The following is a 19,157-nucleotide window of genomic DNA, read 5'->3' on the forward strand; positions in this document are numbered from 1 at the left end:
TGATTAATTGGTCTAAAAATAAATTAATACAACGATTAGAATTTATAGGAACAAATTCCACTTATTGATCACCCCAGCGACCATCAATCTGAGGCTTGATTTCAATATCCTGCATTTCCAAATCACAAGTTGCCACCGCCGCGATTAACTTAGTCGTAAATTCAGCTGTCTTATAAGGCGAATCAACTGACCATGTCTTAAAATTAGGCGTCCGATTAATACGGCCTAACGCTGCAATTGCTGGTACTTCCTTAGGATCAACGGCCGGTGCCGTCTTTTTTACATTGATGTTATAACCATAATGACCACTGTGATAGAGCGCTTGCATGGCGTCACGAAAAAGTCCCATTTTTGCTCACTTACCTTCCATTTTCATAGTCCAATTTTAGCATAAGTCCCACGATGCTTTCATTTAGTTCACACAAATCCACAAAAATAAGTCAAAACATCGGAAAACCGTCATAATTATTCGCTATAATTAAACATAAATTATGGTTATTGGGAGGAATACGACATTGAAAAACACGATTTTAATTGTTGAAGATGAAGACGGACTATCGGGGTATCTCACTAAGGAGCTTCAATTTGAAGATTTTAACGTTTTAGTAGCAGCTGATGGGCTAGCTGCTATGTCGACCTATCAAGCACATCAAAATGAATTGCTTCTTCTCCTGCTGGACTGGATGTTACCAAAACTTGACGGCATGGAAGTCCTTCGCCGCATTCGCAAGCATGATCAGGTACCGGTAATCATTATGACTGCACGCGATTACGTTGGCGATAAGGTTGCTGGGCTAGATAACGGTGCCGACGACTACATTACCAAGCCATTTGAAATTGAAGAATTGTTAGCGCGAATTCGTGTCATACAACGACGGGCCGAAAATCAAGTCGAACCTAATCAAGTCTACCAACTTGACAATGTTCAATTAGACACTAAGGCGCACCGAGTCACGAATGCTGACTCAGAGATCACCTTGACGCATCGCGAATACGATCTGCTTCAATTCTTCTTGGCCCACCCCGACGAAGTTTTTACGCGCGATGACTTGCTCGATCAAGTCTGGGGTACTGACTTTCTTGGCCAACAAAATGTCGTTGATGTTTATGTCGGTTATTTACGCAATAAAATCACATCTCCCGGTGCGGCTCCGTTAATTCAAACCGTACGAGGCGTTGGGTACAAACTAAGGGAGCCGATGTCTGATGTCCAAAATTAAAACTATCCCCACCTATGAACAGCTCATTAACAAAGCTATTCGACGGCTGATGCTAACAATTACTTTACTCGTAAGCCTGATTACACTAATTATGGTTGGGACCCAACAAGCCGTTAATACGACTCGGGAAGCCCGCGATCTGATGACTAGTCTCAATCAGGCTAATATCAAAGACGTCCCCAGTTTTATTCAATGGAACAATACAACGACCCGGAATACGAAACAACCGGCTTTTATTCGAGTAACAACGAAAAAAGCGACCCTAACTACGGCTACTAAAACCAAACGGACGATTATTACGACACCTTCGTCTAAAACATTCTTTGCCAAACAACCGGCTAACCTGCTTGGCCCACTCGTTTATGTACGAGGATTTGGTTTTTTCCTATCATATAGCGAAAAAGATGGCCATAATACTTACCAGCTGTGGGTCAGTTTGCGTCGTTTAATAAATAGTCTCTTTGTCCTGATTTTATTAATGCTTGTTGTTACCTGTGTGGCACTAGCCTTAGGAACGTGGTGGGCTCACCGACTAGCGCTTCGCTTGAGTGATCCAACAATCAAGTTACTGCATGCAACCAAGTACACCTCGAACAATCCCGACAGTGATCAGCCCACCCTAGATGTACCGGCCAGCCCCCGCGAAATCAATGATTTAGGACAAGCTTTCAACGAATTATTAGTCACACAAAATCAACGTTTACAGCATGAACGTCAATTCATTTCAGACGCCTCCCACGAATTGCGAACCCCGATTGCAGCGATTCGAGGTAACCTTAGCTTAATTCGGCGACGTGGTGACGCTCACCCAGAAGTGATTCCCGAATCACTGCAATTCATCGACGAAGAATCTTTACGAATGCAGCATTTGATTGAAAATCTACTTCATTTGTCACGAGCTGACCGCGCCAAATTAGTTTTAACTAATCAGGATTTATCCCACTTAATATTGACATTGGGCGAACACTATCAACCATCGATTGACCAGCCTCTAGAGCTCGCAATTGATCCCGCTATTCACGTTCAAGGCAACGCTGAGATGATCCAACAAATCGTTGTGGCGCTACTCGACAATGCCCATAAGTATTCACCACACGATCAACCAGTCAGATTAAGCTTGCAACAGACCAATCAAGCGGTCGAACTAACCGTAGCTGATCATGGTGAGGGTATTCCAGATGATCAAAAACAAGCCGTCTTTCAGCGCTTTTATCGGGTTGACCAATCACGATCACAAACAGTTGAAGGAAGTGGCTTGGGCCTAGCAATTGTTCAACAATTGGTAACCTTGAATCAAGCTACCATTAAGATCACCAATAACCAGCCAACCGGTAGTATCTTTACAATCAGTTGGCCAATAACTAAATAACTCTTTATGCATTGTGCTAGTTATTATTTAGTATGAATCATGGTTAAAAATGGCCATTTATAAGTTTAAAAGCTATCAGCTGAGTCCCGCCGAAAACCGTGCATTTAACGAAAAATCACTTGATTAGTGCGTTCTACGCCGGCTTCCAGGCATTCCTGCCAATTGCTGGAACGTGGTGGACACAGATTTGAGCCGAAGTCCACGTCTCAAATACTGGTCTTCCACTAACCAAGCAAAGGACGCTTGCCAAGTGGAATTTCACCACTGAGCATTGTCAGAAATACCTTCCTGCCGGGATCGTGTTTGAATGCAGTTATTGATGGACTCAACTTTAATTAAACTAGTCATTGTTTCATATACAGCAACAGCTTAAACTGTAATTGTTTGGGGTTGGCAATAACTGCAAATCAGCTATTCGTTTTTTAGTTACCATGCTAATAATTAAGCGTTTCAAACCAGTAGATTCAGACTAATGCCATGGTTAGCTAAAAGTTCCACACAACAAATATTCCACAATCAATTGTATCAAGGCGCGTGATTGTTTATCAGCTATTCGAGCGGCCCGCTGAAACGTGCTCGGCATCGGACGCGCATATACTGACGAATAGTAAGCCAACTAATTGGCATGTTTTAATCATGATTCATGACAAATTAACTAGTATAACGCGGAACCCTTTATCAATATCAAGCTAGTTTTTGACGCTTTGTAACGTCTAAAACTAGCTTTTATAATACCGTCAATCGCAACGTAACGGCCCTAATCACGCAATCTAAACTCGAATCTAAGAATTTCTTAGATAAAGTTTATGGAAAGTCGATAGTTACCATGCCAAATTGCCGGTAAACTGTAGTCATTCAATCAAACCACCCAACTTAAAAATTAATTTCAAAGACAAAAACTGACTCATACCAACTAAGGAGCTATAAATATGTTATTAGATACTGATCCAAAAATTAAAAATATCACTGCTGTCCAACTAGTCAAAGTCACGTACCCACTTGTCATCGCCAAAACAGAAGATGGTGAGTTCGTCAAAGTTAAACTCAGTGATGACCAACTACAAGATCCACTATTTTGGGATACGTTAAAGAATATTCGTAGGTCCCAATTATGGGTACCACTTGGCCGCCATTTTCATCAGCTACTTTCCAATGACTGGTTAATGCCAACCGCACAATAATTGTCATCCCACTGCGCTCGTAACTAAATAATAACAACTAAAAGGAGTTTGATTATTATGAATAACATGTTAAAGAAACTAACGATTACTTTGATGGCCGCCGGAACCTTATTTGCCACTTCAGTCTCTGCCTCTGCTGATACGACCGTTACTAATTCTGAACCAACTTCATCCACCCTAGTTAACAAAGTCACTCGCGATACTAACCTAGCCACTGGTGCCAGCACGCATCAACCTAAGCATAATTTAACTCCTCAACCAACTAAACTCATTGTTAAATCGTCTCAAAATCAAGTTCTAGCTACAATCGACGCCAGTAGTCAAAGTATCACCAAAATGAAGTATCTAACTAACGCTAAGTAACCCCCACTCTAACAATTACAAAAGGAGGCCCCGCGATGAGTCAACTTACTAAGGCAATCACCCGCCAATTGCAACGCCAATACGGCGAACCAGTCCTGAAAGACTTAAATGGTAACTGGTATACCGGGGCCGATATGCTCGAAGATTTGGCCCTATGTAAAACCAGCTTACAACAACAAAATGTTCACGCAGGTCAAGCAATCCTACTAAGCCCAGCCCAAGTCGTTACCATTCCCAGCTTATTGCTTGCTAGCTGGCAATTAGGCTTGACGGTCACACTGACACCGCCCAGTCACCAACTGCCTGAGATTGCTCCGCAAGTATACGCTGCGATGGTCTACTCCTCGAGCCAAACCAACCAATTGGCCAATCAGTTAGATCCAAGCGAAATTAGTGTTTTAACGCTAATCCTCAACACCGCTCCCAACTTTGCTTACTTGGTTCACGACCATGCACAGCCCCTAGCCCGGCATAGTCATCCGGACCTAATTCTCCCAGCCAATCAGTGTCAATTCACCCAGTCTCAGCTACTTAAAATGGCTGAATATGGCCAGCCACATGAATACGTCTGCGACTTATATAACCCTGAAACTGGTTTATTGCCCTGTTTAACAAATTTAATAACTGCTACCCCCTTCACCATCCGGCCAACAAAAAACGCGTTCCTACCGAATTAGTAGCAACGCGTTTTTTCGTTTTCGACTTACTTGACTAGACCAACTGTCTGTAAAATAAGATAAATGTTTAAAATAATTAAAATGACCGTCACAATCCAAGCCGTCCATTTAACCCAAACGCGATTGGTGAAATTCCCCATCAGTGCCCGGTTACTTGTATACATTACCAACGGAATCATAGCAAATGGCAATGCAATACTTAGGAAGACTTGTGACATTGTCAGTAAATCTTCAATCTTCGCTTCGTTACCATGGTAATAAATAGCAAAGGCTAACACTGGTGTGACCGAAATCAATCGAGTTAATAACCGTTGTGCCCAGAGCGGCATCTTCAACCGGATAAACCCTTCCATGATGATTTGTCCTGACAAGGTTCCCGTAATCGTTGAACTTTGACCAGAAGATAACAGTGCAATCGCAAACAACATACTGAGCAGTGGGCTCGCAATCGAACCGACCACTTTGCTATTACCGAGTGCATTGTACAAATCAACGAACCGGCCAAGATCACCCTTAGTTCCAAAGAACAGTGCCGCACCTAGAATTAACAGCAAACTATTAACAACGAACGCAACTGACAATTGAATATTGGAGTCGATTGTCGTGAACTTAACAGCCTTGGCAACTTCTTTTTCATCACTGCGATCAACTTGGCGGGTTTGTGAGATTGACGAACCCAAGTACAAGTTATGTGGCATCACGGTTGCCCCAACAATTCCGAGTGCTAAGAATAGCATTGACCGGTTGCTGACAATCCGACTAGTTGGGACATACCCCTTTAACATTTCTGGAATGTTAGGTTGTGAAATGATTACTTCATACAAGAAGACAAAGAGAATGACCGCGACTAAAGTTGCCACAATCGCTTCAATTTTCCGAAACCCAAGCTTCATTAATAATAGCAGGATCAGAACATCGGCCGTGGTAATTAAAATACCGACAATCAGTGGAAATCCGAATAATAACTTCAAAGCAATCCCAGAACCGATAATTTCAGCAACGTCCGTGGCCATAATCGCCAATTCAGTGACGACCCACAGAAAGATTCCCATTCCCTTTGACGTTCGTTCCCGTGTCAGTTGTGCTAAATCTTTACCCGTCACGATTCCCAGACGAGCCGCCATTGCTTGTAACAACATGGCAATTAAACTTGATAGTAGAATCACAGAAAGTAATGCATATTTATATTGTGAGCCACCGGCAATTGATGTGATCCAGTTTCCTGGATCCATGTAACCAACTGCAACTAGCGCGCCCGGTCCAGTGTAGGCAATTAGAGTTCGCCAGAAATTGGCATCCTTAGGGACCCGGACACTCCCATTAACTTCGTCCAAGCTCTTACTATTGGCACCCGTTGAATGAATCGCCTTTTCTTCGGCGGCTTTCATCTTAGCGTGATCCTTCGTTTTTGCTGATTTCATTATGAAACCCTCTCTTCTATTGGTTTAGAATTCAGGTTGTGGACTACTATGTGATCCTCAACAGTGCGGCCCCTTAATTGAGCACTCACTTTAATTCCACTTGGTAGTATAGCACCATTAACCTATTAGTCAACTATTATTAATTATTAATTTGGCGTCCCTAAAGCTTGCTATGACGCGGTATTATCATCTTGTAAGGGGATTCTCCGCGGGCTCAAACCATTAACTAAAAAATCGCTGAGATAATGAATCAACTGCTCATCACTCAAATCCGTTAATTGTGGATATAACACCTGTTCTACTAAATAGCCCCCAATAGTTGAAAATACAAGTTGTAAAATCATTCGATTCGGCCAATCAACGAGTTCCCGTGCAGCCTTCAATCGGTCCATTGCCTCATTCGCCTGTGCCAAAATAGTTGGTGAGACCATTCCCAAAACAGCGGCCCGGTCCTGTGCATTGTTGAAAAATTGTGACAAAATAACTGCCAAAGAGGCTCGGTTACGTGAAGCAAAGGCAACTCGATCCCGCACTAGTGCAACAACGAATGCTTGTAGCGTCTGATTAGGACTATCTAAAACGGCTTGATCCAAAGTGTTCAACATGGTTGGTAAGATGTTTTGTACAATTGGTTGCATAATCGCATCCAAAATACCATTTTTATTAACAAAATTATGAAAAAGCGTTCCTTCCGCGACACCAGCCCGTTCGGCGATTTCACGTGTCCCGACCTCTTCATAGCCTTTTTCTGCAAACAAATCGAGGGCCGCGGCTAAAATCTGCCGCTGGGTCCGGGTAATACGACCATCCTTCCCCAATGAGGCAGCATAGTACGCCTGGATGGTTTCAATTTCACTCATGTTAATAAGCTCCTTTTTTGCAGTAACTGCTCAATTTTGGCACTTATATCATAACTGATTCGGTCGCCCGAAACAACCTTCTTTATAAAAGTTACACCATTATAGCTAATAAACTTGTTAATTGCTTTTATAAACAGATTTATTTATAATTATAGTAACCAATTAAGTTACAGGAAGTGATAATATGCGCGTTTCAACTCGTTTTAGTGACTCAATCCATCTATTAGCTTACATTAAAATCTACGCCGACACTAAGTTAACGAGCGATGCCATTGCGCAGAGTATCGAGACTAGTCCAGTCGTCGTTCGCCGATTAATGAGTAAACTCCGGCAAGCCGGACTAATTACCACAACACCCGGTACCGCTCAACCAACATTGGCTAAACCATTAAGTCAAATCTCATTACTCAGTGTCTTTTATGCAATTGAAGGCGACAAGCCGCTACTCGCCGTTGATCCTAAAACCAACCCGGATTGCATTGTTGGCGGTAATATTCAAACCGTCCTGAAGCAATACTATCAAGACGCGCAAACGGCGGCGGAAGCACGGTTGGCTAAGACTAGCTTACAAGACGTGGTCGATAATATCTTGGTGGAACAGGCAAAGAAGGACGCCCATAAATAAGCTTTCAGATTGGCTGACGGTGTGAGATTGCGACACCTTAGCACGCGTGCTAACCTTCATTCATAATTCACCTTGAAATCCCACTCGTTTAAATTCAAACATACTAGCGTTTTTACGCCTAACTTGGACAAAAGTTGCGCTTCAGAATCGACATCTGAAGCGCAACTTTTTTTGTTGAATTATTCATCTAGTACAGTTTTAATTGCAATAAACGACTAACTTGGTGCGAGTTGACAAACAGCAAGCAATATCTACTAGGACAAGGTGACATTCATTTCTTCTGTACTCAACACACCACTAGTCTACCGCAGTTGCTCATCTTGTCCATAATATTCCGGCTTTTCAGCCTGGACGGGATGGGCCTGTAACCAGCTAATAATCTGGCGGCTGAGGTCATCGGTCATTGGTGCCGCAGCTGCTATTTGTGCTTTAGTAATTTGGTTGACATGAATCCCTGCAGTAATCGTACAGCTTCCATCTAGATAAGGCTGAATCCGCTTGGCCATTCGTTCCGAAATGAAATTATCTTTATGGAAGCGACCATCATGGCTGGGAAACTTAACCGTTTCGGGCACCGTGCTGGCAGTCAATGTGGTCACGTCACCAATATGGGGATTAGTCCCACCAGTAACGACGATCAACAAGTCATATCCAATCACTTGGACTGTTGCTTGCATTTGATACCCGGCCTGCTCAGTCGTAAAAGTTGCCATCCTTAATCCCCCTCCCAACGGCGATCAGTTTCATTATGAATATGAAACGCATCCAAAATTTTCATTGTTTGATGATTGACCAAATCCTGAATGGACTGCGGATGATTATAAAAAGCAGGAATCGGTGGAATAATTTGAGCACCGAGTTTTGCCAACTTTGTTAGATTTTCTAAATGAATCACGCTTAACGGTGTTTCACGTGGAACAATCACAAGTTTACGTTGTTCTTTAATCGTGACATCAGCAGCCCGCGATATTAAATTATCACCGAAGCCGTACGCAATCCCCGCTACCGTCTTCATACTAGCTGGGACAATGACCATGCCGTCATTCAAAAACGAACCACTGGCAATCGCTGCTCCTTGGTCATTAGCCCGATAAGTAGCATCCGCTAGCGCCATCAACTGCGCGAGCGAGTAATCAGTCTCTAACTCCAAGTTTTTCTTCGCCCACGCACTCATTACCAGGTGAACTTCAACATCCGGTCGCTGATGTAACTTTTCTAATAAGTCAACCGCGTAAATCGTACCAGACGCTCCCGTGATTCCCACAACAATTCGTTTCATGGTAATATCTCCTATTTCTGCTAATTAATAATATGTGATTCAATTAAATATTCATCCTTATATTAACCTGCACTATCGATTGAAACAAATCGAGTTTTGACTGCTTAATATTCTTAAATGGAATATAAGCCACTAATAGAGAGGACTGATTACCGAGTCAGACGTAATACATACTTGCTTAGTTAGCTTAATGATGAATTACTATTCATTCCACGACGAACCAACTGTTTCATTATATTAACTATAAAAAGCACATCCATCAGTTTAAATGTTAAAGTCCGGCTAATAAGTAAATTAAAATCAAACAAATGCATTATTAATACATAAATGCACTCCAATTATTTACTAGTTAAGTCAATTTTTCGAAAGAAGATCAAGTTTTCCTTGAAATCATTTTAATTGTATTTTGGTTTAAAATAGCTAATTGCTAAATAAACCAGACTACCAATGAACGTAATGCCCGTTAGCAATAACAATCCAATGTGTTTGGACTGATGCGCTATGGACACATCAATATAAGAGGCTCCGGCCGGTAGAGCAGTTTTTAATTGTCCCTCAGAATATTTAAAGTCCTTCTTTTTACCATTGACCTTAACCGAATAATTTACATTTTTGTAACCAATAACAGGTAACTTAACTGATTTCATATTCTTCTGATGATATTTAAAAGTTACTAGTTGATCGTTTGCAAATATCTTTTTGAACTTTTGAGCATTATCAGCATCAAATTGCACAGTTTTTTTGGTTGCACGTGATGCTGCGGCAAAATTAAGCGCAGCACTCACTTTTTCCAAAGATTGAACAGACTCAGCCTTTTTAATATGGTAATCAGGCACTTGTGTATCGACTAATCGCTTTTGGTAGTTAGCATTAGTTAAATATTGCTCTCGACATTGTTGTGCAAGTGAACTAGACTTTGGTTGTTTCAGTGCCCATAAATAATTTTGTTTAGTTTGATTATGAGCAGATATTACACCACTCATGCCAACTGTGATTAAAACAAAACTGATAAAAAGAGTTGTTGAGTATGAGTGCCAGTCAATTTGTACTAGGAACAGGATGGAACCAATCATGAGTAATAACACGACAATGGTTAGAAAGCGCATTGTAAATTGAAATAAACTTACTGGGGTGTTAGCTAGAAAGTCACCATCAATCCAGTTCTGTGATAACACCCAAATACTTGCGGCACCAATGATCCAATAGCGCCATGAACCTGTTTGATTTGAAATTAGTTGTAAAATTAGGTAGAGAAAAATAAAGGTCACTATAATACCTAAGTGAGCCCCTCTAGCTAACTCTCCAATGTTATTAGTTAACATGCGATTCAAACTCGTCAAAGGATCCAGACTAATAATCAGTCGAGCAGGCGCCACCATCTTATTGTGTAGGAGCCAGTCAACAATATTATATAGAGAATAACTAGACATAATTATACTGATAAAAGCGCCGATTAGTAACTGAATCAACTCATGCCAAGATAGCTTTCGACAAAACAGCCTAATAATTTCAAGGAAACTGATTAAGACTGTAAATAGCACCAATGAAAGGATGTGGGAGTTGGCAACTAGACTCATACCTATTGCAAGGACTATTGTGCCTTGTTTTTTTCGATTCCAAATCTGAAACAATCCCAACATAATCAAAGGTAGAAATGTATAGCCTAGTGCTTCCCCAAGTGCTACACGAGTATACATTAGCTGAAGATGATAAGCATTAAATTGATAGATAGAGACACTTAACAAAATGATTAACCGATTACGAGTCAATGATTTTGCTAGCCAGTATGAATTAAGGATTGTAAAAAAATTCATCAATGAGAAACCAATAGCTAGTGCAAGCATAGGGTTATCAATAATGAGCCGAGGTATTATATAGATTAACAAAGTTATCCAGGGGTACATCGCATTCATCGCAACCCCTTGATTGTCAAAGCCGATGAAGTTGATAAGGCTCGGAGCTCGTCCGACATTAAATGCTTGATATAATGATTCCAGGCGGACTAGATGAACACCACCATCATTACTGAGTTCAAAGAAATGTCCGCTAAAGGCTGGATAAGTCGAAACGAGAGCCAATAAAGAAATAATTATTAATGTTAAGGTTGCTTCAAAGTAACGACTATTTTTTATTTTGATAAACATGTGTAGCCCTTCCTTAGCTAATATGATTAATATATCCAAACTGATGCAACTAAGTCGAAAGTTACATTAATAGTTACTTTGTAAAAAATGCACCCGATGAAATTCAATAGAATCAACAGGTTAAAAATACTTTTATTGGGAATAAATTAAACTAAGACACAATATTGATACTATAACTTGCTGGATGTTACTTGTCATTATTTTCAAAAGAAAAGAGACCCAAGACTGCCTCAAAATGAGAAGGTTTGAGTCTCTTTCTATGCGACATAACGTAAATCGCACTCATAGAATTAATAACAAGTAGAATCTCAAAGAATTGCCCTAGTTTCAAATTCATTTAAAGCATTACGATTATACTCTCGCCAATCAAAGCGTTCAAAACAAACCTGTTGCTCCATATCTAGCACAATCATTATTGCTGCATCATTTTGTACATCATAATGAGCAAGTTGACTGTTCTGAGCTACACGATTTCCGTCAATAAACACCCCGTAATTCGGATAACTTTCAACGTGTTTAATTTCAACGAATGCACGCCCATTATTACCATTTCCCAAAACGATATCTGGATTTTTCCACTCATCTGAACTAGTAAGCCATTGACCGTCAACTTGAGTTTCAGCATGAAAGATTTCCAATGGTTCCTTTACAGTTTTTACATACTTGATACTGTCTCTGGTCTCAATTGAGAGAGCTAAAGTATTCGCCAAACTATTTGGATTTGCTACGGCATTTTTACCGCTCAGTAAGCCAAAACGTCCGCCCTTGATTACATCTTGAATGCCAGCAACATCTGTTCCAACAACCGGCTTGTGTGCAAGCAAAGCTTCAATAATAGCAAGCCCTTGACCCTCTGTAACTGATGGCAGTACAACATAATCAGTAAATGACACAAATTTCATTGGGTTCTGCAAAAATCCCATCATAAACACTGATTCATCTAACCCTAGGCCGGAAATAAGTTGCTCTACTTCTAGTCGTATTGGACCATCCCCGACAATATATAATCGCGTCTTCGGATAATTATCATGCACTAACTTAAATGCTTGAATTAATCCTAAATGGTTCTTTTCAGGAGACAGCCTTGCCACCGTCACAAAATTAAAATAACTCTGATCTACAGGATGGAATAATTGAGTTGTAATAATTCCGCTTGACGTCTCTGTCTTAGTAAGTTCTATCAGTGAATCGCCATTATCCACTTGTTGCTTTACCTCAGATAATTCTTTTTCAATTTCGGCACCATTAACTAGATTCTCAACCCAAGTAAACTTAGCAGAATCAGCATACTGACTCAAATCTTCCCGATTTCGTTTATTAGCTGATTTGGAAACTGAAATGATTTTGTCAAAATATTGATAATAAGTAAACGTAACACGCAGATTCTTACGATGCTTGTATCGCCCATTAACAATTTTATTATATTCATCCCACATAGTATTGTGCAGAAAGACAACCTTTTTTGGAACCGGTGATAAAGCAAATAATCCAGTAATAGCTTTGTTGTAGCCACCAAAGTCAATAACTTCATATGGCATAAAGTTACCAAAAATACGCCTAAAATTCAGCTGATACGTTGCCCTCATCTTGTTTTGGTTAACTAACTTTGAATTAAACCCGAAGTGGTAGCTAGTATTCTGATTATACGTATCAAAGAATGTTCTAGTTGCCCATGAAAAATTAAAAATAAAATGTACGTTATCGGGTAAACGACTCATATTATATTCTTTTTCGGGGCGCATCCGCGGATAATCAACAAACACTAATTCATATTTATTAGTGTCAAAATTTCTAGATAAATTAATAATAGAATTTGTAATCCCGTTATTATAGAATCCTCCAGCATAAATCAATAACTTCTTTTTATTGTTGTTGAAATTAAACCGCTCAACCGATGACGACTCTTCAAACAACACTTGTACTGCGCGTTCAGTCGCTTTGCCATCATCATAACTCAAGAATTCGGTTTTATAATCATTGTACTGTTGTTCGTAAGTTTTTGCCCATGAATCAAAGTATTTTTGATTACAGTCATCAAGCAATTGATCAAACTTATCTGTGACCAGTCCTGGAAGTGTATCAAGCGGCTTGTAGAAGCCTCGATTTTTTGCGTAACTATCCTTATCAGGAACATAAAACATAACAGGTCGTTGAATCGGCAAAAAGTCGAAAAAGATACTGGAATAATCCGTAATCAATACATCCACACCACGTAACAATGTATTGGTATCAATGGCATTTGAAATCAATTGATCACCATATCCCATTTCAACTAATTTATCATAAATAAAATAATGTACTTTTAAAAACACTTTGTAGCCAGATGGTACACGTTCCTGCAATCGTTGGACTTCATTTAACAACTGTAAAATATCGGCTTCAGTAGTATATTCCACATCTTTTTTCCAAGTTGGCGCATATAAGATTATCTTCTCAGCTGGAAGCCCCAAGCGCTCTTTCAGCACTTGCGTATCCTCTGAAACTAGTGTCCCCAGCAAGTTATCAACCCGTGGATTACCAGTAATATAAACTTCATTTGGAAAAATGCCGTTTAAATCATGGCTCGTAATTAAATGCTCAGCCGTAAACTTGTTAGGCATAGCTAAGACATCAGCAGCCAATAAATTACGCTGAATGTTCTTATGGTCTGCCCTACCTGAACCTTTAATATCTAATCCCAGTGTTTTTAAAGGTGTCCCGTGCCAAGTATTCAGATACCGTTGCCCATCCCTTTTGATAAAATAAGGCATGAAGGAAGTATCGTTAATTAAATACTTTGAGGTAGCTAAAGCCTTCATATATTGACGTGATTCGTACTTAACTAAATGTACTCGATGTCTCTTGGTATCCGTCATAATATCCGCAGGAATTGTATCTTCGTCTTTGTATGCCCAATAGTACGCATAATCCGGATATTCCTGTACCATCTTTTGATACATCGCATACACATTTCCAGTCAAATTGACAGCATGATACGATTCCAAGAAAACAGCCTTTTCTTGAACTTTGCTATGTTTCACATAGTATAAATAAAAATTAATTTGACGAATTGCCGGCTTAGTTACAAACTCCCGGATTGGCCGCGCAACAAACTTACACGCGAGTTTGATGGTATTCATCTTTCCCATAATATATATCATTACTCCTTGTACTTGACTACAGCACTCTAGCCTAACGGATTAGCCTGTATAATTATTTGCGTTCTGATCTATGCTAGTAATCAACTTCACAACTCGTTGACTAGCCGTTCCTTGCTCCCATTCCGTGAATTGTGTCCGAAATGCCATCATCTTAGCTATCTCATTTGGATAACCACCATTAGTCAAGAACTGATCTAGCTTTGCCAGAAAATCCTGCTCATTAGTGACAATCGGACCAGGAACCTTGTTGTAATCAAAGTAGAATCCACGAACATCACCCTGATAATGCGCTAAGTCATAAGGATAGAATAACATCGGCCGATTTAAGATTGCGTAATCAAACATGACCGAAGAATAATCCGTAATCAATAGATCACTAATTAAGTACAAATCATTAATATCTTCATCCACACATAATTTAACGTTATCTTCAAAACCTTGAATATTAATCGACTCAGCCACCAAGTAATGCGGTCGAATAATAAGCACATCTTCCTTACTAAGACTTTTAACAACTGCGACCAAACTAAAAGGCAAGTTCATTTTATACATACCCTTACGGATGAAAAAATCATCTCGCCAAGTTGGCGCATATAAAATCACTTTGCCTGTCTTATTTCCAACAATTCTTTTTTTAATTGCCGCAATCACATCGCGATTCTTACGTTGATGCACTAACCGATCATTACGAGGATAGCCATAATCCAAGAACTGATTTTTGAAATCAAATGCTTTTCGAAAGACCTCTTTCGAAAACTGATTTGGCGCAATTAAAAAATCCCAACGTTTACTCTCCGTTGTGAAATTCTGACGATACTGATTTGTATCAGTACCAGGCATTGAAACATTTGGGATATCAATACCCAGACGCTTTAACGGTGTACCATGCCAAGTCTGGATATAAGTCGTTCGTGAGTTTTTCTTTAACCAATATGGCATCCGAGCATTCAGAACCCAGAACTCTGCCACTGGTGCCACTAATAACCATTTGGCTGAGAATCGTGGAATGATTTTCAACTTGGGATACTTTTCTTGGGCTTCTGCAACCAACTGACGCTTAACACCCCAGACTAGCTTCCAATCTGGATGCGCAATCTGAAGTGCTTCGTAAACATATAACGGATTATCCATTGGAAGTTTACCATTAAACGCCTCAAACAAAACAACGTGTTTTCTCACTGGGCACACAGTCGCAATTACATTGAACAGTCGACGATAAACCTGACTGATAATATCTTTTAATGCCATTTTATTGAATTCCCCATCACACGTTTATTTTTGATTGAAATTCAAGTCTTGCTTAATCTTAGTGGTTGAGATTTCAGGAGTCCGTGGTAAATAGATGACTTCAGCATCAGTTTGTTCACCAACAAAATCAAATTTGCCAGTCCAATCATCACCCATGACAAAGCGATCAATCTGGTACAATTTTACGTCACTAACTTTTTGATCCCATGAATTTTCAGGAATAACCAAATCAACATAACGAATAGCTTCCAATAGCGCCTTTCGTTTTTCATATGAGAAATAAGCCTTTTTCTGCTTACTATCCCAGTTAAACTCATCTGTTGATAAAGCAACAATTAAGTAATCACCAAGCGATTTGGCACGCTTGAGCAATTCAATATGCCCATAATGTAATAAATCAAAAGTTCCATACGTAATAACTCGCTTCATAGTAAAAAACTCCTCCTAAAATTACTTCGCTAAATTAATAACTCTTACCCTGAATATAAACAAGGCTATTATATCATGAAAATCCTAACTCCACCTATCATTATACAATTCTTAATGATATGCAGTCTCCGAGCTTTATACAGAACAATAACTATAGTGAATATGTTTATACAAAGTAACGCTATCATGGTATAACCATCCAGCCTATTTTACACTAGCCAGTTATTTATCAGTCAACACATATAAGCATGTGAAAATTTTTCAATTTCCATATTCATCCCTAAACCTAAATATTCAATACGCCATTCCCCGCTTTTTGACCTATAATTAAGGCAGTGTATTAATTAAGGAGGAATGTCTATGGCAAAACGACGTATCACCCACGACCCGCACCAGTTTGTTAATACTGCCGCTGATCGCCGACAATTGCAATTAGCCGTCCAATTAGCACTACCAACAAATGCTCACGTCTTAGCACGTAACTTTGCTCGTTCCAGTGCCAGTTCATACTGGTTATTAATGCTAAAACAGCCGCACACGGCCGCTCCACAGTTTTTAACCCTACGAATCGCAGATCATTTACTATGGCTCACGAATCATGATCAATTAGCCATTAGTTGGGAGGCTGGTAATTTCGATACCGTTCAGCGTACTTTACACGAAGCTTTGACGCCAGCCATATTACAGCGCTACAGTTACCAACTCACAACAACTGATGTTATGACACTCAGATTGATTTTGCATTTGGAACAACATCAACTTATCTGGTTAGTCCAATTAGCTCCTGAAATCGCTAAAGCTTATAAAAACCAACACTTTGACCTTCACGCCGATTTTAGTCACGCCAAGTTATTGTTGGGTAACATGAACAATAGCAGTCTACAACTGGTGCCAGTTAAGCAACCAGCTTTTCAAGATCATCTCGGGCAATACTTTGGCCGTAATCTCTTGTTTTCGCAGTTTACTAGTCACCATTTATTACGACTATTACCGACTAACCAATGGATTCGACCCTTATTAAAAATATTACCACCAACGCCAAATCTAGAACAACAATTATCCGTTCTGTACGGCACTGATTTTGTTCGTATTTACGTTGAAGCCATTCAACAGCAGGCGCGGTTACAAGCCATTAGCTCATAAAAACAAGACCCCCGCTATATTCAGCAGGAGCCTTGTTTTAGTTACTGATCCGCTCTTAAATTCGTTTTAGAACCTAATCGTTTATCTGAAAAACCAAATAAATAGACTAACGTTGTTGCAAGCACTAGCGTCCCGTAATGAGATATTAAATAACCATAGAAGTTAGTCCCAATACCAACCCCCGGGGTGATGAACGCCGGAAAACCGATCAACGAACCAGACAGCGCGTAATTATTAACACGTAATAATCCAGTCAATAAGCCACCCAAACCACTGGCAATACTAGCAACAATGAAAACCCGCTTGTATTTCAGATTAACTCCATATAGTGCGGGCTCTGTAATGCCGCAAAAAGCTGAAATAGCTGCTGCCAAAGAAATTTCTTTCAAATGTCTATCCCTAGTCTTCAAGAAGACGGCCAAAACCGCGCCACCTTGAGCAACCATTGTAATCGATAGAATCGCGTTCAAATAGCTGTGTCCATTCGTTGCAATATCATTAATCACAATTGGAATAATGCCCCAATGTAACCCAAAGATAACCATCGTCTGGTATAGGCTACCAATGACTAACCCTGATAATGCGGGGCTAAAATTATACACAGAAACTAGGCCATTCGCCAAATCCTTGCTGAGAATTGTAATCAGGGGGCCAACTATCACCAATACCACGACCGCCAAAATCAGGGCCTCAACAATCGGAATAAAGACGCTTCGTAAATACAATGGAATGACGTATTTCAAGCCCCGCTCAACGTACGTTCCTAGCCACGCGGCCACAATCATTGGAAACACAGACGCCGAATATGACATTAAGTGAGTTGGAACGCCCAGAAACGTGATTTGGGCCGTGGCGCTCTTACCAGCCGCCGTTATCAGGCTCGGATAGATAAGAATAGCGCCAACAATCGCTAACACAATCGGGTCCGAACCTAATTTTTTTGCAGCGGTAAATCCTAGGACGACTGGCAAAAAGTAAAACGTCGCATCAGCTACCGCATTCAACACCATGTACGTCCCACCAGTCACTGTCAAAACGTTGAAACCTGTTAACGCAGCCAAAATACCCTTTAAAATCCCCGACCCCGCTAGAATCCCAATCACCGGAATCATTGATGCGGTCATCACACCGATGACATCGCTAGCACCACCTCGCACACGGCTTAACCAATTAACCTCATTTGACTCCTGCTTAGCACTAGGTACTGGCTCATCGTCTGCAAATTCAGGCTCTAGTTGTGCCAGTACCGCATCAAAAACATCGTTCACTCCCAGACCAATCACAACTTGATACTGCCCACCAGCCTTAGCAACATCAATCACATCGTCCAAGTTCGCAATAACCGAATCATGTGCCAAGGCTTCATCTTTCAGATAAAATCGCAACCGGGTCATACAATGAATCACACTATTAATATTTTGTTGACCACCCACATTGGCAATAATTGCCGTTGCCAACGCTGGATAATACGTCGCAGCGTGATTGGCAGATGATGTCACTGTCGCCGATTCTGTTGTGGCTACCGCTAAATGAGCGATTGCAGCGACGTCCCCAGCCGCTATTGACTTCGTTAATGGCAATAATGTCAATGATGCTAACGCTTTCTGCTCGTTCGTTACGATAACGAGAACGGTTGTCAACTTGTGCGCCTGCTCAACCGCCGCTAAATCCATATCGGCTACTAACGCTCCGGCCGCCACCTCATCACCAACCTGCACGTGAAGTACAAATGGTGCACCATTTAAGACCACTGTATCGATACCCAGATGTATCAGAACTGCTAGACCAGTCGGCATTACAATACCAATCGCATGCTTCGTCGCCGCTACTAACGTCACTCGACCACTCACTGGTGCCATGATTTGACCAGCTGTTGGTTGAACCCCGAATCCCGGTCCCGTTTGTTCTGCCGCAAAAACAGGATCCTGAACTGCTGCTAACGGCAACACGTGACCGGCAACCGGAGCTAAGACAGATACTTCATTACTTTTCTTCATGATCATCATCCCTCATATTTAAGGTTTCTAGCCTAACTCCCAAATGATCCAAAAAGATTTA

At 40.6% G+C, this 19,157-nt stretch carries 17 protein-coding genes and 1 pseudogene; 7 read left to right on the forward strand and 11 right to left on the reverse strand.

What is annotated here, in order from left to right; genetic code table 11:
• Window positions 1–61: 61 nt before the first annotated feature.
• The gene (locus RXV91_RS11910; protein WP_316440030.1) at window positions 62–349 is read right to left on the reverse strand and encodes a hypothetical protein; all 288 of its coding nucleotides are present in this window, start codon (window positions 347–349) and stop codon (window positions 62–64) included.
• Window positions 350–515: 166 nt separating this feature from the next.
• On the opposite strand from RXV91_RS11910, the gene RXV91_RS11915 reads away from it, so the two are divergent.
• Together RXV91_RS11915 and RXV91_RS11920 are read left to right on the forward strand one after the other, a co-directional pair.
• A complete protein-coding gene (locus RXV91_RS11915) occupies window positions 516–1,220 on the forward strand; it encodes a response regulator transcription factor (protein ID WP_316440031.1) in 705 nt (234 codons plus the stop codon).
• Window positions 1,207–2,589: a HAMP domain-containing sensor histidine kinase gene (locus tag RXV91_RS11920; RefSeq protein WP_316440032.1), complete on the forward strand. Its 1,383-nt coding sequence runs from the start codon at window positions 1,207–1,209 to the stop codon at window positions 2,587–2,589. Before RXV91_RS11915 ends, RXV91_RS11920 begins: the two co-directional genes overlap by 14 nt.
• Before the next feature lie 43 nt (window positions 2,590–2,632).
• Here RXV91_RS11920 and RXV91_RS11925 read toward each other — a convergent pair.
• Window positions 2,633–2,814 (reverse strand): annotated as a pseudogene (locus RXV91_RS11925) (hypothetical protein).
• A gap of 704 nt (window positions 2,815–3,518) precedes the next feature.
• Here RXV91_RS11925 and RXV91_RS11930 point away from each other — a divergent pair.
• The 3 genes from RXV91_RS11930 to RXV91_RS11940 are packed head-to-tail and all read left to right on the forward strand — an operon-like array spanning window position 3,519 to window position 4,810.
• Window positions 3,519–3,770 carry a hypothetical protein gene (locus tag RXV91_RS11930; protein WP_033610459.1) on the forward strand — a complete coding sequence of 84 codons (252 nt, stop codon included), beginning with the start codon at window positions 3,519–3,521 and terminating at the stop codon, window positions 3,768–3,770.
• A gap of 57 nt (window positions 3,771–3,827) precedes the next feature.
• Complete coding sequence (locus RXV91_RS11935; protein WP_021730556.1) at window positions 3,828–4,133, forward strand: hypothetical protein; 306 nt, start codon at window positions 3,828–3,830, stop codon at window positions 4,131–4,133.
• 35 nt (window positions 4,134–4,168) lie between these two features.
• Entirely contained in the window at window positions 4,169–4,810 is a 642-nt protein-coding gene (locus RXV91_RS11940) for a hypothetical protein (RefSeq protein ID WP_316440033.1), read from the forward strand.
• Window positions 4,811–4,836: 26 nt separating this feature from the next.
• On the opposite strand, the gene RXV91_RS11945 is transcribed toward RXV91_RS11940, so the two are convergent.
• Complete coding sequence (locus RXV91_RS11945) at window positions 4,837–6,198, reverse strand: Nramp family divalent metal transporter (protein ID WP_316440134.1); 1,362 nt, start codon at window positions 6,196–6,198, stop codon at window positions 4,837–4,839.
• Between the two features lie 203 nt (window positions 6,199–6,401).
• Window positions 6,402–7,091, reverse strand: a complete 690-nt coding sequence (locus RXV91_RS11950) for a TetR/AcrR family transcriptional regulator (RefSeq protein WP_060677575.1) — start codon at window positions 7,089–7,091, stop codon at window positions 6,402–6,404.
• Window positions 7,092–7,275: 184 nt separating this feature from the next.
• Between RXV91_RS11950 and RXV91_RS11955 the strand changes: the two genes are divergently transcribed.
• Window positions 7,276–7,716: an Rrf2 family transcriptional regulator gene (locus tag RXV91_RS11955; RefSeq protein ID WP_316440034.1), complete on the forward strand. Its 441-nt coding sequence runs from the start codon at window positions 7,276–7,278 to the stop codon at window positions 7,714–7,716.
• A 302-nt stretch (window positions 7,717–8,018) separates the two neighbouring features.
• Here the strand turns inward: RXV91_RS11955 and lpdD are convergent, their stop codons facing one another.
• From lpdD to tagD, 6 genes are all read right to left on the reverse strand, one after another.
• On the reverse strand, window positions 8,019–8,429 hold the full coding sequence (lpdD, locus tag RXV91_RS11960; RefSeq protein WP_316440035.1) for a gallate decarboxylase subunit LpdD: 411 nt from the start codon (window positions 8,427–8,429) through the stop codon (window positions 8,019–8,021).
• Between the two features lie 2 nt (window positions 8,430–8,431).
• Window positions 8,432–8,995 carry a UbiX family flavin prenyltransferase gene (locus RXV91_RS11965; protein WP_316440036.1) on the reverse strand — a complete coding sequence of 188 codons (564 nt, stop codon included), beginning with the start codon at window positions 8,993–8,995 and terminating at the stop codon, window positions 8,432–8,434.
• A gap of 395 nt (window positions 8,996–9,390) precedes the next feature.
• Complete coding sequence (locus RXV91_RS11970; RefSeq protein WP_316440037.1) at window positions 9,391–11,139, reverse strand: hypothetical protein; 1,749 nt, start codon at window positions 11,137–11,139, stop codon at window positions 9,391–9,393.
• Window positions 11,140–11,447: 308 nt separating this feature from the next.
• Entirely contained in the window at window positions 11,448–14,267 is a 2,820-nt protein-coding gene (locus RXV91_RS11975; RefSeq protein WP_316440038.1) for a glycosyltransferase, read from the reverse strand.
• 51 nt (window positions 14,268–14,318) lie between these two features.
• Window positions 14,319–15,527, reverse strand: a complete 1,209-nt coding sequence (locus tag RXV91_RS11980) for a CDP-glycerol glycerophosphotransferase family protein (RefSeq protein WP_060677562.1) — start codon at window positions 15,525–15,527, stop codon at window positions 14,319–14,321.
• Between the two features lie 24 nt (window positions 15,528–15,551).
• Window positions 15,552–15,956: a glycerol-3-phosphate cytidylyltransferase gene (gene tagD, locus RXV91_RS11985; protein WP_021730542.1), complete on the reverse strand. Its 405-nt coding sequence runs from the start codon at window positions 15,954–15,956 to the stop codon at window positions 15,552–15,554.
• 360 nt (window positions 15,957–16,316) lie between these two features.
• Here tagD and RXV91_RS11990 point away from each other — a divergent pair, with 360 nt between their 5' ends.
• Complete coding sequence (locus tag RXV91_RS11990) at window positions 16,317–17,099, forward strand: hypothetical protein (protein ID WP_316440040.1); 783 nt, start codon at window positions 16,317–16,319, stop codon at window positions 17,097–17,099.
• A 41-nt stretch (window positions 17,100–17,140) separates the two neighbouring features.
• On the opposite strand, the gene RXV91_RS11995 is transcribed toward RXV91_RS11990, so the two are convergent.
• Window positions 17,141–19,105 carry a glucose PTS transporter subunit IIA gene (locus RXV91_RS11995; RefSeq protein WP_316440041.1) on the reverse strand — a complete coding sequence of 655 codons (1,965 nt, stop codon included), beginning with the start codon at window positions 19,103–19,105 and terminating at the stop codon, window positions 17,141–17,143.
• Window positions 19,106–19,157: the final 52 nt, after the last annotated feature.

This window comes from Lactiplantibacillus sp. DA1, from assembly GCF_032681335.1.
Taxonomy (GTDB): domain Bacteria; phylum Bacillota; class Bacilli; order Lactobacillales; family Lactobacillaceae; genus Lactiplantibacillus.